Annotated in this window: 17 protein-coding genes; 8 read left to right on the top strand and 9 right to left on the bottom strand. The window is 64.6% G+C overall.

Annotation, left to right across the window (positions count from 1 at the left end; all coding sequences use genetic code 11):
• The first annotated feature begins 86 nt into the window (after positions 1 to 86).
• Positions 87 to 266, top strand: a complete 180-nt coding sequence (locus QYC26_RS13810) for a hypothetical protein (protein ID WP_317512802.1) — start codon at positions 87 to 89, stop codon at positions 264 to 266.
• Positions 267 to 284: 18 nt separating this feature from the next.
• Here QYC26_RS13810 and QYC26_RS13805 read toward each other — a convergent pair whose 3' ends face one another.
• The gene (locus tag QYC26_RS13805) at positions 285 to 968 is read right to left on the bottom strand and encodes a helix-turn-helix transcriptional regulator (protein WP_317512801.1); all 684 of its coding nucleotides are present in this window, start codon (positions 966 to 968) and stop codon (positions 285 to 287) included.
• Positions 969 to 1,076: 108 nt separating this feature from the next.
• Between QYC26_RS13805 and QYC26_RS13800 the strand changes: the two genes are divergently transcribed.
• The gene (locus QYC26_RS13800; protein WP_317512800.1) at positions 1,077 to 1,271 is read left to right on the top strand and encodes a hypothetical protein; all 195 of its coding nucleotides are present in this window, start codon (positions 1,077 to 1,079) and stop codon (positions 1,269 to 1,271) included.
• Complete coding sequence (locus tag QYC26_RS13795; RefSeq protein WP_317512799.1) at positions 1,268 to 1,573, top strand: hypothetical protein; 306 nt, start codon at positions 1,268 to 1,270, stop codon at positions 1,571 to 1,573. Before QYC26_RS13800 ends, QYC26_RS13795 begins: the two co-directional genes overlap by 4 nt.
• A 7-nt stretch (positions 1,574 to 1,580) precedes the next feature.
• Here the strand turns inward: QYC26_RS13795 and QYC26_RS13790 are convergent, their stop codons facing one another.
• Complete coding sequence (locus QYC26_RS13790) at positions 1,581 to 2,333, bottom strand: hypothetical protein (RefSeq protein ID WP_317512798.1); 753 nt, start codon at positions 2,331 to 2,333, stop codon at positions 1,581 to 1,583.
• 108 nt (positions 2,334 to 2,441) lie between these two features.
• On the opposite strand from QYC26_RS13790, the gene lipB reads away from it, so the two are divergent.
• From lipB to QYC26_RS13775, 3 genes are all read left to right on the top strand, one after another.
• Entirely contained in the window at positions 2,442 to 3,107 is a 666-nt protein-coding gene (gene lipB, locus QYC26_RS13785; protein WP_317512797.1) for a lipoyl(octanoyl) transferase LipB, read from the top strand.
• An 86-nt stretch (positions 3,108 to 3,193) separates the two neighbouring features.
• Complete coding sequence (locus tag QYC26_RS13780) at positions 3,194 to 3,487, top strand: hypothetical protein (protein ID WP_317512796.1); 294 nt, start codon at positions 3,194 to 3,196, stop codon at positions 3,485 to 3,487.
• Positions 3,488 to 3,686: 199 nt separating this feature from the next.
• Positions 3,687 to 4,343, top strand: a complete 657-nt coding sequence (locus QYC26_RS13775; RefSeq protein WP_317512795.1) for a hypothetical protein — start codon at positions 3,687 to 3,689, stop codon at positions 4,341 to 4,343.
• Positions 4,344 to 4,382: 39 nt separating this feature from the next.
• Here the strand turns inward: QYC26_RS13775 and queE are convergent, their stop codons facing one another.
• The 7 genes from queE to QYC26_RS13740 form a co-directional block, all read right to left on the bottom strand.
• A complete protein-coding gene (gene queE, locus QYC26_RS13770; protein ID WP_317512794.1) occupies positions 4,383 to 5,015 on the bottom strand; it encodes a 7-carboxy-7-deazaguanine synthase in 633 nt (210 codons plus the stop codon).
• Positions 5,012 to 5,704 (bottom strand): 7-cyano-7-deazaguanine synthase QueC, encoded by a 693-nt coding sequence (gene queC, locus QYC26_RS13765; RefSeq protein WP_317512793.1) that lies wholly within the window; start codon positions 5,702 to 5,704, stop codon positions 5,012 to 5,014. The genes queE and queC overlap by 4 nt, the downstream gene beginning before the upstream one ends.
• 222 nt (positions 5,705 to 5,926) lie before the next feature.
• Entirely contained in the window at positions 5,927 to 6,346 is a 420-nt protein-coding gene (locus tag QYC26_RS13760; RefSeq protein ID WP_317512792.1) for a hypothetical protein, read from the bottom strand.
• Positions 6,347 to 6,401: 55 nt separating this feature from the next.
• Complete coding sequence (locus QYC26_RS13755; RefSeq protein ID WP_317512791.1) at positions 6,402 to 7,319, bottom strand: Hsp33 family molecular chaperone HslO; 918 nt, start codon at positions 7,317 to 7,319, stop codon at positions 6,402 to 6,404.
• 130 nt (positions 7,320 to 7,449) lie between these two features.
• On the bottom strand, positions 7,450 to 8,379 hold the full coding sequence (gene argF / locus QYC26_RS13750) for an ornithine carbamoyltransferase (RefSeq protein ID WP_317512790.1): 930 nt from the start codon (positions 8,377 to 8,379) through the stop codon (positions 7,450 to 7,452).
• Positions 8,376 to 9,560, bottom strand: a complete 1,185-nt coding sequence (locus QYC26_RS13745; protein WP_317512789.1) for an aspartate aminotransferase family protein — start codon at positions 9,558 to 9,560, stop codon at positions 8,376 to 8,378. Before QYC26_RS13745 ends, argF begins: the two co-directional genes overlap by 4 nt.
• A gap of 135 nt (positions 9,561 to 9,695) precedes the next feature.
• The gene (locus QYC26_RS13740; protein ID WP_317512788.1) at positions 9,696 to 10,523 is read right to left on the bottom strand and encodes an ABC transporter permease; all 828 of its coding nucleotides are present in this window, start codon (positions 10,521 to 10,523) and stop codon (positions 9,696 to 9,698) included.
• 81 nt (positions 10,524 to 10,604) lie between these two features.
• On the opposite strand from QYC26_RS13740, the gene QYC26_RS13735 reads away from it, so the two are divergent.
• The gene (locus QYC26_RS13735) at positions 10,605 to 11,315 is read left to right on the top strand and encodes a GcrA family cell cycle regulator (protein WP_317512787.1); all 711 of its coding nucleotides are present in this window, start codon (positions 10,605 to 10,607) and stop codon (positions 11,313 to 11,315) included.
• Positions 11,316 to 11,534: 219 nt separating this feature from the next.
• Positions 11,535 to 13,511 carry a DNA topoisomerase IV subunit B gene (gene parE / locus QYC26_RS13730; RefSeq protein ID WP_317512786.1) on the top strand — a complete coding sequence of 659 codons (1,977 nt, stop codon included), beginning with the start codon at positions 11,535 to 11,537 and terminating at the stop codon, positions 13,509 to 13,511.
• The last annotated feature ends 6 nt before the right edge of the window (positions 13,512 to 13,517 follow it).

The raw sequence follows: 13,517 nt of genomic DNA, 5'->3' as shown, positions 1-13,517 counted from the left end.
GCCCACGCGGCGGTTGATCTCAACACCGCAGGAGTGCCTGTATTCCACTGGAAAAACACGGCGCTTCGTGGCAAGGCTCGGCCCGCATGAACGACACCCCCTCCTCCTCGCCGCTCGGCGGCGGCATCCTGCTGGCGATCGGCTCGATCGGTGGCGCCATCGTCGGCACGGTCATGGGCCAGCCGTCCCTCGGCCTTATTGCGGGCGTGGTGCTGGGCGCGCTGGGCGCCACCGCCATCTGGCTCTGGGACAAGGCGCGCCACTGAGGACGCGCTGCCGCTGCGTCAGGAAATCCGGCGCCCGGCCCAAACCACCCGGCCGATGACATGCACATCCTCTGTCCGGCAATCCGACCAGTCGGGATAGCTGGGATTGTCGCTCCGGATCGTGAGGCTTTTACCTGAGGGGTTGAGCGCCAGCCGCTTGACGAGCAGCGCCTCCTCGATCCGCAGCACATAGATACCGTCGCGCAGCCGTTCCCCCGCATCGCCGCGATTGATGAGGATATCATCCCCGTCCGACAGCGTGGGCGCCATGGAATCGCCGCGCACCTGGATGATCGACAGCTGATCCGGATTGCCGCCGACCAAATTGCGCAACCACCCCGCCTGAAAACCGAGCCGCGCGCTGATGCTTTCATCCCCGCCCAATGCCCCGGACCCCGCCGACGCACCAATGTCCAGCCGGGGAACAAGGACGAGATCGCCCGGCGCGCGTAGCGCCGGACCACCGCCGCGCGGCACCGATGCGGTCGCTCGCCCCGGACCACCAAGCACCGCCTCATCCACCCCGAAATAGGCGGAAAGCACGCGGCGATCCTCTTCATCGAGCTTGCGGGGCACGCCGCGACGGATGAACTGCTGAATATAGGCGGCATTGCGGCCGATCAGGCGGGACAAGGAGGCATAGTCATCCCCCCGCTCCCTGATCAGCGCGTCGAGCGCAGCCCTGACATCGACCCCGGTCATTTTATCACCATATCGATAGGATTTTTCCTAGACAAGTAGGAAATGGACGAGAAGATAGGATTTTCCCTATTTGAATAGGGCGATTCCAGGAAAGGACGAGGAGAAGTCATGGAAACGCACCTGCTGCGGCGCATCGAAAAGCATCTGCGCCGTTATGCCATTCCCCCCACCCGTTTCGGCCGAGAGGCGGTGCGCGACCCCCGGCTGGTGCTCGACATGCGCAACGGGCGCGAACCCGGCGCACGGCTTTCGGCGCGCGTGCACCGTTTCATCGACGAAAGCGAAGCGAGGATCGGTCAATGAGCGCGCGCTACAGAAAGGACGCGCATGATGCACTGGGCCAGCGGCTCGACCGCTATCTGGCGCGCCAGCCCGAATGCGCTGCGCGGCTCACCAGCCGCAGCCAGCCCTGGGCCAGCGTCACTTTCAACGGCGCGCGGCACCAGTTCGTCTATCACACCGGGGATGAACGGCTTGCCCGGCGGCTGCAGGGCGAAATCGCCGAAACCGAGTTCGACCTGCCCGGCCATATCGTCGCCGATATCCGCCTGAGCGGCGCGGGCGGCCGCATGACGGTGGAGGCGCTGACCGTCGAGATCGGCTGATCGGGCGTCAGTGCGTGGCCGGTGCAAGCGCGCGGTAGAGCGCGGCGGCGAACAGCGTGAGCGCGAGCGCGATGAGCATATCGGTTGCGGCGGCAGCGATCGCCGTCGCAACCCCGCTCGCCTCGGGAGAGGCCAGCAGCGCGAACACCACCCCGACGACCGAGGTAATCGCCGCCGACAGAATGATGCCGATGACCACCATGATCGCAAGCATCCCCAGTACCCGCCAGCCATTGCCGCGCGTGATCGCGATACCGCGCCCATAGGCGCGCAGCGGATTGGGCTGGTTTTCGGCGACCAGCGCGGCCGCGGCCGCATAGGTCCGCCCGATCAGGTACAGACCGGGGAGGATGAAGAGCAGCAAGCCGAACGCGACGGTGAAGTTCACGAGGATGTTGAGCAACACGAAACCGGGCAGCAGCATCAACCCCTTGCGAAGCGCCATCGCCACGGTGGGGCGCGCCGCGTCGAGCAGCAGCGCAAGGATTGCCGCCTGCCCCAGCGCGGTCGGCAGCGAGAGCAGGAAGATGGTGCGGAAATTGGCGCGGTAATGCGCGACGAACTGTTCAAGCGCAGCAACGCCCCGTTCGCTGATCATCGGTTCGGGGATGAGCAGATGGCTGAGCAGGCTGGGCAGGAACAGAAACACCCCGGCAACCGCCAGCAGCAGTTCGGAATGTCCACGGAACATGGCCACCATGTCGTCCCATATCCGGCCATATGACATCTTCATCACCCAATCCTCTGGATCGATACGCAAGCGTGCGCGCCGTGGTAACGCCTCGAGACGGAAAAGCCACTGTCTTTCGCAATCCCCCTTCGGCATTCGCAATTGATCCGCGCGGCGCGCTGGTTCAGGGCTATGTCCATGACCGAAAGCCCCGAATCGACGATCGAATGGCAGGTCAGCACCGGACAGGTTTCCTATCCCGAAGCGCTGACCGACATGGAGGAGCGCGCCGCCGCCATCCATGCAGGAACCGCCGGCGAGCGGATCTGGCTGCTCGAACACCCGCCGCTCTACACCGCCGGTACAAGCGCCGACCCCGCCGAACTGCTCGATCCGCGTTTTCCCGTCTACCCGGCGGGGCGCGGCGGCAAATACACCTATCATGGCCCCGGCCAGCGGGTCGGCTATGTCCAGTTGAACCTCGCCGAACGCGGCCGCGACGTGCGCTGTTATGTCAGCGCGCTCGAAGGCTGGGTGATCGATGCGCTCGCGCTCCTCGGTGTCGAGGCGTGGCGCGCGCCGGGCCGGATCGGCATCTGGACCGACGATCATGGCCGCGAGGCGAAGATCGGCGCGATCGGCGTACGCGTGCGCCGCTGGGTGACGCTCCACGGCTTTTCGCTCAACGTGAATCCTGATCTTGGCAATTTCGGCGGGATCGTTCCGTGCGGGCTGGCCGAGTTTCCAGTGACCAGCCTCGAAGCGCTGGGCAAGGCCGCCAGCATGGCCGATGTCGATGCCGCGTTGCGGCAGAGCCTGCCCGATTTTCTGTCCGGATTTGCCTGCAGGGCCGGGGCGGGTTGAGCCGCTAAGCCTTTAAGTTTATTGTCCGCCGCGATTTGGGCGGCCGACGTGGGTCGGCCAGGTCCTGCAAAATAAGGGAATTTGAAATGCGTGACCTTTTCTCCAAGCTGGCAACCGGCACCGTGATCGCAGCCGCAGCGCTTGCCGTTTCGGCATGCGGCAAGAGCGAGCCCGTCGCCTCGAACGACACCGCCAATGTCACCGAACTGAACGTCGAAGATTCGATGATGGAAGGTTCGACCAACGACATGATGACCAACACCGACGCGGCAACCGGCGTTGACGGCAATGTGGCCGACGCCAACCTGACCGCCGACGCGAACGCCGCCAACGCGGTCGAAGCCGCCAATGCGACGGCGAACGCAACCAACGCAAACTGATCGCAGGCGATCGGTTGAAAAGGGGCGTCCGGGCCTTTCCGGGCGCCCCTTTTTTGCGTCTGCGCCGGTGAAAATACGGGGTTTTCGCCCGCCCGTGTCGCGCCCACGCCCGAAAGCCGACTTAGGCCTTGAGCCGGAGTCCCAAAGAATCTAGGCAAGGACTTTGGTAGGCGTATCAGCATTAAGGCGGGAATTTATCATGGCGGGGATCAGGTACGCAGTGGCGCTGGCAATTGGCGTCATCGGTGCGGTCGCAACTCCGGCGTCGGCACAGCTTTTCTTGAAATCACCCAATTTCACCGACGTGCCGGTGACGGGCAGCGAACCCGGTGTGCTGTTGCCGCTGCCTGACGCCAAGCCCGAGGAATTGCGCGCAGCCATGCTGTGGAGCATGCGCGCCGGGCTGAACGTCGCGGCGCTACAGTGCCAGTTCGAACCGACGCTGCTGACGCTCAACCAGTATAATTATCTGCTCAACGATCATGACGATGAGCTGGCCCGCGCGTACAAGGCGCTGGAAAACTATTTCAAGCGCAAGAACAAGAACCCCAAGGCCGCGATGACCGCGCTCGACCAATATGGCACGCGCACCTATTCGGGCTTTTCGACGGTCCGGGGCCAGCTGGGCTTCTGCCTCACGGCAAGCCGTATCGGCCGCGCGGCCTTGTTCACGCCCACCGGCAAGCTGGGCGAACTGGCTTCGACGCGCCTCAAGGAATTCCGCAACAGCCTGCTGCCGGCAGGCGAACAGCAATTCCCGCGCTTCGTGATGCCGAGCTATGCCGGGCGCGTTGTTCCGCTGGAATCGCGTTGCTGGGACAAGAAGAACAGCCTGAAGAAGCAGTGCGCGGTCTGATCACCGCGCTGGTCGAACGGAAATGAACGCTCGGCCTGCTCAGCGCAGGCCAAGCGCCTTGTGCGCCTGAAGCGACAAATGCCATTTGGGCCGCGTCATCGCGAAATCGATCGCGGCCTCGACATTGGCCTGACCGCGCACATCGTCCATCGGCTGGACGAGGAAATGGTCGAAGGCCCAGCCCTCCATCGCATCGACATCGCTGCCCGGCTGCGGCCAGACGAGCTTCAGTTCATTGCCCTGGCGCTGGACGATGTCCGTCTCCGCCTTGGGGCTGACGCAGATCCAGTCGATCCCTGCGGGCGCGGGCAGCGTGCCATTGGTTTCAACCGCGATGGTAAAGCCTTCGGCGTGCAGCGCATCGATAAGGGGCGCATCGACCTGCAACAGCGGTTCGCCCCCCGTGCAGACGATATAGGCCAAGCTACGGTCCTCGCCCCACAGTGCCGCCACCGCGCGCGCCAGATCGGCGGCCTCGGGAAACTTGCCGCCCCCCGTGCCATCGGTGCCGACGAAATCGGTATCGCAGAAGCGACAATCGGCCGTGGCGCGGTCCTGCTCGCGCCCCGACCAGAGGTTGCACCCGGCAAAGCGCAGGAAGACGGCGCGGCGACCGGCCTGCCGCCCTTCCCCCTGCAGCGTCAGGAACATTTCCTTGACGGCATAGGTCATGCGACGGCGCCGTCCACCAGCCCGGCTTCCTCGAACCCCTTGGCGCGCAGGCGACAGCTGTCGCACCCGCCACAGGGCTTGCCCTCGGGCGTGGGATCGTAGCAGGACCAGCTCATGCCGCTATCCAGCCCCAGCCGCGCGGCTTCCTTCGCGATCTCGGCCTTGCCCATATATTGCAGCGGCGCGCGGAACTTGAACGGCTCTCCGTTCACACCGGCCTTGGTGGCCAGTTCCGCCAGCTTTTCAAAGCCCGCGATGAATTCGGGACGGCAATCGGGATAGCCCGAATAATCGAGCGCGTTGACGCCGACATAGATGTCGCGCGCGCCCGCCGCCTCGGCCCAGCCCAGCGCGACCGACAGGAAGATCGTGTTGCGCGCGGGCACATAGGTGACGGGAATATCGTCTTCCTCGACCCCGCTCTTGGGCACATCGATATCGTCGGTCAGCGCCGACCCGCCAAAGCCGCGCAGATCGAGCGGGAGAACGATATGGCGTTCGACGCCGATATGCCTGGCGATACGCGCAGCAGCGTCCAGCTCGACACGGTGCCGCTGATTATAGTCGATCGTGAGCGCGAGCACATTGAAGCCCGCTTCCTTGGCCAGCCCGGCGCAGACCATCGAGTCCAGCCCGCCCGAGAGCAGCACCACGGCGCGCCGTGCGCCCTTGTTTTCGGTAATGTCCATGATGGCTGGCCCGCTACGCCCTCACGCCGCCGGTGGCAAGCCCCAGCCCGCCCCTGACGCCCCGTGGCGCCCCCTAAAGATTGGGCCGCGGTCCTGTTCGGACCGCGACCCAGTTACGGCCTAGCGGCCACTTTGGGAGCAAATGCGTGTCGATCCCGACACATGCACCAGATTAGGCGCGCCAGATAAACCCAGTCTGAACGAAGCGCCCCGCGCGGCGCTTTATCGGCACGGGCCGACGAAGCGCCCCTCATAACGCGTCTGGAAGGGCGCCCCCTCGACAAAACCCTGGGTTTCGATCTGGACCAGCCGGTTGGTCTCGACACGCAGCGTGGTCCGGCCATGGCCGACGCCGGGGCAGGTATAATGGACGGTGGCGCGGTCGGACTGGCTGTCGATCACGAAGCGCGAACAGGCCCGCCCGGCGTGGCGCACCTGCATCAATGCCAGCGGATCGGCCGCGCAGATGCGCTGCGGCGCGGCCTTGCCGCCACGCTCACGCAACTCCCAGCTGCCCTCCATAAGGCGCGTCAGCGCGGGGAGCGTCGTGCTCCGTGCGGCAATCGGGGCGATCGCCGCCGGTGCAAGCCCGGCCAGCACGGCCAGGCCAGCGATCCCGCAGATCCAACGCCAACCCCGCATGATCAACTCCTCATCTTCCGCCCCGCCCGGCAAGGCCGGGCGATGGGCAGCACGTTCAGGCCGCGACGCTGCGCGCCGGAATCGGGAAATTGCGCGCGCAGAACGCGCAATCCACACGGATAAAACCATCCGCATCGGCCATTTCGACGCGTTCTTCCTCGGGGAACTTGGCCAGCACATTGCCGATATAGACCGGATCGCAGCGGCAGCCGCGCGTCAGCACCGGGCCACCCAGCACGCGCACTTCCTCTTCCTCGTTGAACAGCCGCCAGATCAGCGTTTCAAGCGGCAGCGCCGGATCGGTCATTTCCTCGACACTGGTCGTCTCACCCAGCATGCGGACATGATCCCATTCGGGATGCTCCTGCCGGATGCTCAGGCGTTCGCGCCCCTCTTCGCCTTCGGGAAGATATTGCAGCATCAGCCCGCCCGCACGGCAGCCTTCGGCGCCGCTCTGCACGGTGCCGAGACGGATGACCGTCGGGATCTGTTCGGACTGGCAGAAATAATTCTGCGCCGCTTCGGCCAGCGATGCGCCTTCAAGCGGGACGATGCCCTGATAGCGTTCGCCCGAAACCGCCTGATCGAAGGTAACAGCAAGATAGCCCTTGCCGAACAGATCGGCGAGGATGGGGTCGGCCGGAACGCTGGCGACGCGTTCCTCGTCGAACTTCACATAGCCGCGCAGTTCGCCGGCGCGGTAATCGCAGACGAGGAGATCGATCACGCCGTCTTCGGTCTGCGCCTGCAGCGTCATCTGGCCGCCTTCGTCCTTCAGCGTCGAGCCGAGCAGCGCGGTGAGCGCCAGCGCCTCGGCCAGCACCTTTTCGATCGCGGGCGGATAGCCATGCGCCGAGAGGACCTGATCGAGCACACCGCCGACGCGGGCCACACGGCCACGCGCATTGCGGCTGGGGATGGCGAAGCCGAGAACCCGATCGATATCGGCCTGAAAATGCGACTCTTGCGACAAACTGATGCTCCGTTCGCCCCCCGCTTATGCCGGAAGGCGTGATATAGTAGCGGAAATGGCATGTCCGGGGCAGATACGCCCCGGACAGCGGCCATGAACGGATGCTTAGATAGTTACGCTGCGCGGATTCTCAACCGAGCTTGCCCAGCGACCAGAGCAGAACCGATTTCTGCGCATGCAGGCGGTTCTCCGCCTCGTCCCAGATCAGCGAGCGCGGACCGTCGATCACGGCCTCCACCACTTCCTCGCCGCGGTGCGCGGGCAGACAGTGGAGGAAGGCGGCGTCGGGCTTGGCCTCGGCCATCAGCGCCTCGCTCACCTGATAGGGCATCATCGCGGCCAGTTTGGCCTCGGCATGCTCCTGCCCCATCGAGATCCAGGTATCGGTCACGACGACATCGGCGCCGCGCGCGGCCTCGGCGGCGTCGCGCGTGATGGTGATGTTCGCGCCGCGCGCGCGCGCTTCAGCGACATAGCTTTCGTCGGGATCATAACCCTCGGGGCAACCGATCATTACGTCGAACTTCATTAGCCCGGCCGCTTCGACGATCGAATGGAGGACGTTGTTGCCATCGCCCAGCCACGCCCATTTGCTGCCCGGCAGCGCCTTGCCATCTTCGATCACGGTCAGCAGATCGGCCATGATCTGGCACGGGTGCGAGGCATCGGTGAGCCCGTTGATGACCGGAACGGTGGCGTGTTCGGCCATTTCGCGGATCTTGGCGTGATCGTCGGTGCGGATCATGATCGCGTCGCAGTACCGCGAAAGCACGCGTGCGGTATCGGCAATGGTTTCGCCGCGCCCCAGCTGCATCGAACCGGCGTGCATGACGACCGAGGTGCCGCCGAGCTGGCGGATCGCCATGTCGAACGACACGCGCGTACGCGTCGAATTCTTTTCGAAGACCATCGCGAGCACATGGCCGGCGAGCGGTGCATCGGGATCGGCCGCGCCCTTGGGGCGGCCCGCACGGGCCGCCTTGCGTTCAAGCGCATCGTTCAGCATCGCGGCGATCGCATCGCCGCCCGCGTCGGAAAGATCGATGAAATGCCGGGTCATTCGACAGGTGCCCCATAGCTTGCGGCGCCAGCCGAAAGCTTTTCGATGAATTCGTTGATATGTTCCTCGCCAATGACGAGCGGCGGCAGGACGCGCACGATATTGTCACCGCCGGCGACGGTGAGCAGGCCGTGCTTGCGCAGATGCGCCACAAAGGCGCGACTGTCGCTCTTCATCTTGACGCCGAGCATCAGGCCGCGGCCGCGCACGCCCTCGAACAGTTCGGGATGGTTCGGAATGAACTGTTCCAGCGCCTGGACAAGGCGTTCGCCGGTCTTCTTCACATGATCGAGGAAGCCGGGTTCGAGGATCACGTCGAACACCGCCTGGCCCGCCGCCATGGCGAACGGATTGCCGCCATAGGTGGAACCATGGGTGCCGAACACCATGCCGGCCGCCGCCTTTTCGGTGGCCAGGCAGGCGCCCATCGGGAACCCGCCGCCAATGCCCTTGGCGGTCGCCAGAATATCGGGCGTGATGCCGTATTGTTCATAGGCATAGAGCGTGCCCGTCCGCGCGACGCCGCACTGAACCTCATCGAGGATCAGCATCAGATCATGCTCGTCCGCCAGCGCGCGCAGGCCCTGCATGAATTCGTCGCTGGCCGGGCGGATACCGCCTTCGCCCTGAATCGGTTCGAGCAGGAAGCCCGCCGTATTCTCGTTGATCAGCGCCTTTACCGCGTCGAGATCGTCGAAAGGCGCATAGGAGAAGCCGGGGAGCAGCGGTTCGAAACCGTCGCGCATCTTTTCCTGGTTGGTCGCGCTGATCGTGCCGAGCGTACGGCCGTGAAACGCATTGTTGAACGTGATCAGATCATGCTTGTGCGGATTGCCCTTGGCGTAATGATACCGCCGCGCGGTCTTGATCGCGCACTCGACCGCTTCGGCACCCGAATTGGTGAAGAAGACGGTGTCGGCAAAGGTGTTGTCGACAAGACGCTGCGCAAAGGCCTCACCCTGCGGGCTGCCATACAGGTTCGACACGTGCATGAGCGTCGCCGCCTGATCCTGCAGCGCCTTGGTCAGGTGCGGATGGCCATGGCCGAGAAGGTTGACCGCGATACCGCTCGCGAAGTCGAGATAGCGTTCGCCTCGTTCCCCGATAAGGTAGCACCCCTCCCCTCGGACCGGCCGCACATCACACCGCGGGTAAACGGGCATGAGGGGGGTAATCGTCATCGGAGTGGCTCCTTCACGGTTGCAAAAAGCAAAAAGGCGACCCCCATTGGTCGCCTGACGCCGATCCCTATACAGCCCGGGGGGCCGGGGGGTCAATCATTGCGATACCGGATCATGAGACTGCGGCGCGGCCGATCAGTTGCGGATCTTCCAGCCCCGACGCAGCAGCGCGTAACAGAGCAGACCCATCGCCATGTTGATGCCGAGCAGCAGCAGCGCGCCGAACAGCACGGGCGAATCCGCCTCGCTCAGAAAACCGTAGCGAAAGCCCGAGATGATGTAGAAAAAGGGATTGGCATGGCTGATCGTCTGGAAAACCGGCGCCAGCTTGTCGACCGAGTAGAAGGTGCCCGACAGAAGCGAGAGGGGCGCGACAACGAAATTGGTGACGGCGGCCGCATGATCGAACTTTTCCGCCCAGATCGAGGTGAGAACACCCAGAAAGCTGAGGAACAGCGCGCCCATCAGCCCGAACCAGATAATCGCCCAGGGGTGTTTGGGCGTCACATGCACGCCCGGCCAAAAGGCCATCGCCACCCAGACGGCAAGCCCGACGAGCACGGCGCGCGTCACCGCGCCACCGGTGAGCGCGGCGAGCAGTTCGGAGGTAGAGAGCGGCGGCATCAGATAATCGACGATCGTGCCCTGGATCTTGCCGACGAGCAGCGAAAAGCTGGAATTGGCGAAGGCGTTCTGCATCATGCCCATGACGATCAGCCCCGGCGCGATGAAATCGGCAAAGGGCACGCCCAGCACGGTGCGCCCGCTTCCGCCCAGCGCAACCGTAAAAATGACAAGGAAAAGCAGCGTGGTAATCGCCGGCGCCCAGATTGTCTGGAGCTGGACCTTGAAGAAACGCCGCACCTCCTTGATATAAAGGGCGCGGAGCCCGCCCCAGTTGACATTGCGGATCACCGGAACGCCCGGTTCGCTGCGGATCGCTGATTCAGGCTGGCTCATCATCGCCAACTCGCCTATCGGCAGTCGGCTTAGGCCGCAAGCAATGAGTTTGCGGCGCGAGATTCTGAAGCCAAGGGAGCTTAAATGGCCTGGACCGACGAACGCATCGATCAATTGAAGGCGATGTGGGAAAAAGGCATGACCGCGAGCCAGATCGCCGAGGAACTCGGCGGTGTGAGCCGCAACGCCGTGATCGGCAAGGCGCACCGCCTTGGCCTGCAGTCACGCCCGTCGCCCGTGAAGGACAAGGACGGCAAGGCGCCTGCGAAAAAGGCCGCGCCTGCAAAGAAGGTAGAGGCCGCGCCTCCACCACCTCCGCCGCCGCCCGCGCCGGCCCCGGTGGCAGCGCCCAAGCCGGCCCCGCAGCCCGCACCGCAGGCAGCCGCTCCGGCCCCGCGCCCCGCGCCCGCAGCCCCGGCGGGCACGGCACCGCAGCCCGCCGTCGTCAGCGACGGTTCGCCCGTGCTGCGTTCGGTTGGCCCCGGTGGCTTTTTGCGTCAGGGCCCCGGCGACCAGCAGGCCCCGATTCCGCCTGCCCCGCCGCGCCGCCTGGTTCCGGCCAAGCCGAGCGCCGAGATTGCAGGCAAGACCAGCCTGCTCGACCTCAACGACCGCATCTGCAAATGGCCGATCGGCCATCCGGGTGAGCCCGATTTCCATTTCTGCGGCGACAAGGTGAACGCTGGTTTCCCTTACTGCGTCGAACATTGCGGCCATGCGTATCAGGCGCAGCTGCCGCGCCGCGATCGTCGTCCGCCGCCGCCAATGCCCTTCGGCGCGCCGCGCGTTCGCTGATCATCCAACCATATCCACCCCAATAACAGGCCGGCCGCCGCGATACTTTCGCAGCGGCCGGCTGAAAAACGCATACGCTACACGGTTGCATTACATCGCAACCTTGGCCTGAACGCGCCGATATTGATCCCTATCCCGGCCATAAGCCCGCATGTTGGTTTCAAACGATGACACGTTGCCAACTTGTCAGCGCCCCCGCCCGCCCCCTATAGCTTGCGCATGTCAGACGACCTGTTCGCATCCGTCCCGCAAACCACTGCAACCTATGATGCCTCGGCCATCGAAGTGCTTGAGGGGCTTGAGCCGGTGCGTCGGCGCCCGGGCATGTATATCGGCGGCACCGACGAGCGCGCGCTCCATCATCTGGCGGCCGAGGTGCTCGACAATGCGATGGACGAAGCGGTGGCGGGCCATGCCAACCGAATCGAGGTGACGCTTGAGCCCGGAAACCGGCTGACGATCACCGATAATGGCCGCGGCATCCCGGTCGATCCGCACCCCAAATTCCCCGACAAGTCGGCGCTTGAAGTGATCATGACGACGCTCCATTCGGGCGGCAAGTTCGCGGGCAAGGCCTATGCCACCTCGGGCGGCCTGCACGGCGTGGGCGTGAGCGTGGTCAACGCGCTGTCGTCGGACACGGTGATCGAGGTTGCGCGCAACAAGGAAGTCTACCGCCAGTGCTTTTCGCGCGGCGCGGTGCTCGGCCCGCTCGAACGCGTGGGGCAGACGCAGAACCGGCGCGGCACCAGCGTATCCTTTGTCCCCGACACGCAGATCTTTGGCGAAATGCAGTTCAAGCCCGCGCGGCTGCACAAGCTGGTCCGGTCCAAGGCCTATCTGTTCGCAGGCGTCGAGATTCGCTGGAAATGCGCGCCCGAGCTGATTTCGGACGACACCCCGGTCGAAGCCGTGTTCCAGTTCCCCGGCGGGCTTGGCGACCATCTGCGTGAGCAGATCGGCGACCGCGAATGCGCGACGACCGAGTTCTTTACGGGCAATCAGGATTTTCCCGACGAACAGGGCCGCGTCGAATGGGCGGTGGCGTGGCCGCTCTGGTCCGAGGGCAGCTATAGCTGGTATTGCAACACCATCCCCACCCCCGATGGCGGCACGCACGAAACCGGGATGCGCGCCGCGCTGGTCAAGGGCATCCGCGCCTTCGGCGATCTCGTCGGCCAGAAAAAGGCCAAGGACATCACCGCCGAGGACGTGGCGACGGGCGCCGAGCTCATGCTGTCCGTCTTCATCCGCGATCCGCAGTTCCAGAGCCAGACCAAGGACCGGCTGACGAGCCCCGAGGCCGCGCGTTTGGTCGAAGCTGCGGTGCGCGATCATTTCGATCATTATCTGTCGGCGAACATGGAGCGCGGCAAGGCGCTCCTCGGCCTGATCCTCGACCGGATGGACGAACGCATGCGCCGCAAGGCCGAGCGCGAGGTGAAGCGCAAGACCGCGACCTCAGGCCGCAAGCTGCGCCTGCCCGGCAAGCTGACCGATTGCTCGGCCGACGATCCGGCGGGCACCGAAATCTTCATCGTCGAAGGCGACAGCGCCGGCGGCTCGGCCAAGCAGGCGCGTGACCGCAAGACACAGGCGATCCTGCCCATTCGCGGCAAAATCCTGAACGTCGCTTCAGCCAATTCGGCCAAGATCCTCGCCAATCAGGAAATCGCCGACCTCATCCAGGCGATCGGCTGTGGCACGCGCGACAAGTGCAATCCTGAAAATCTGCGCTACGAACGCATCGTCATCATGACCGACGCGGATGTCGACGGCGCGCATATCGCCACGCTGCTGATGACCTTTTTCTTCCAGGAAATGGCCGAACTCGTCCGGCGCGGACACCTCTATCTCGCCCAGCCGCCGCTCTACCGGCTCGTGGCGGGCGGCAAGAGCGCCTATGCGCGCGACGACGAGCACCGCGCCGAGCTCGAAAAGACGATGTTCAAGGGCAAGAAGATCGAGGTCAGCCGCTTCAAGGGCCTTGGTGAGATGAACCCGCAACAGCTGCGCGAAACCACCATGGATCCCCAGACGCGCACGATGATCCGCATCACGCTGCCGCAGGAATATGAGGAGCGCGCGGGCGTGCGCGATCTCGTCAACCGGCTGATGGGCAAGAATCCCGAGCACCGCTTCCATTTCATCCAGGAAAATGCGGCGCGCGTGGACGAAGAGGTTATCGACGCCTGAGCGCGT

This window comes from Sphingomonas sp. C3-2 (assembly GCF_033025475.1).
Lineage (GTDB): Bacteria > Pseudomonadota > Alphaproteobacteria > Sphingomonadales > Sphingomonadaceae > Sphingobium_A.
Note: the sequence above shows the minus strand (reverse complement) of the source record. Positions and strands in the feature narration are given on the sequence as shown.

Excerpts from the sequence above, each read along its gene's own strand:
- queC (WP_317512793.1), bottom strand. The coding sequence starts at position 5,704 with ATGGACATTACCGAAAACAAGGGCGCACGGCGCGCCGTGGTGCTGCTC.
- QYC26_RS13795 (WP_317512799.1), top strand. The coding sequence starts at position 1,268 with ATGAGCGCGCGCTACAGAAAGGACGCGCATGATGCACTGGGCCAGCGG.
- QYC26_RS13810 (WP_317512802.1), top strand. The coding sequence starts at position 87 with ATGAACGACACCCCCTCCTCCTCGCCGCTCGGCGGCGGCATCCTGCTG.
- lipB (WP_317512797.1), top strand. The coding sequence starts at position 2,442 with ATGACCGAAAGCCCCGAATCGACGATCGAATGGCAGGTCAGCACCGGA.
- QYC26_RS13740 (WP_317512788.1), bottom strand. The coding sequence starts at position 10,523 with ATGATGAGCCAGCCTGAATCAGCGATCCGCAGCGAACCGGGCGTTCCG.
- QYC26_RS13735 (WP_317512787.1), top strand. The coding sequence starts at position 10,605 with ATGGCCTGGACCGACGAACGCATCGATCAATTGAAGGCGATGTGGGAA.
- QYC26_RS13800 (WP_317512800.1), top strand. The coding sequence starts at position 1,077 with ATGGAAACGCACCTGCTGCGGCGCATCGAAAAGCATCTGCGCCGTTAT.
- QYC26_RS13775 (WP_317512795.1), top strand. The coding sequence starts at position 3,687 with ATGGCGGGGATCAGGTACGCAGTGGCGCTGGCAATTGGCGTCATCGGT.
- queE (WP_317512794.1), bottom strand. The coding sequence starts at position 5,015 with ATGACCTATGCCGTCAAGGAAATGTTCCTGACGCTGCAGGGGGAAGGG.
- QYC26_RS13780 (WP_317512796.1), top strand. The coding sequence starts at position 3,194 with ATGCGTGACCTTTTCTCCAAGCTGGCAACCGGCACCGTGATCGCAGCC.
- QYC26_RS13745 (WP_317512789.1), bottom strand. The coding sequence starts at position 9,560 with ATGACGATTACCCCCCTCATGCCCGTTTACCCGCGGTGTGATGTGCGG.
- QYC26_RS13805 (WP_317512801.1), bottom strand. The coding sequence starts at position 968 with ATGACCGGGGTCGATGTCAGGGCTGCGCTCGACGCGCTGATCAGGGAG.
- QYC26_RS13760 (WP_317512792.1), bottom strand. The coding sequence starts at position 6,346 with ATGCGGGGTTGGCGTTGGATCTGCGGGATCGCTGGCCTGGCCGTGCTG.
- parE (WP_317512786.1), top strand. The coding sequence starts at position 11,535 with ATGTCAGACGACCTGTTCGCATCCGTCCCGCAAACCACTGCAACCTAT.
- argF (WP_317512790.1), bottom strand. The coding sequence starts at position 8,379 with ATGACCCGGCATTTCATCGATCTTTCCGACGCGGGCGGCGATGCGATC.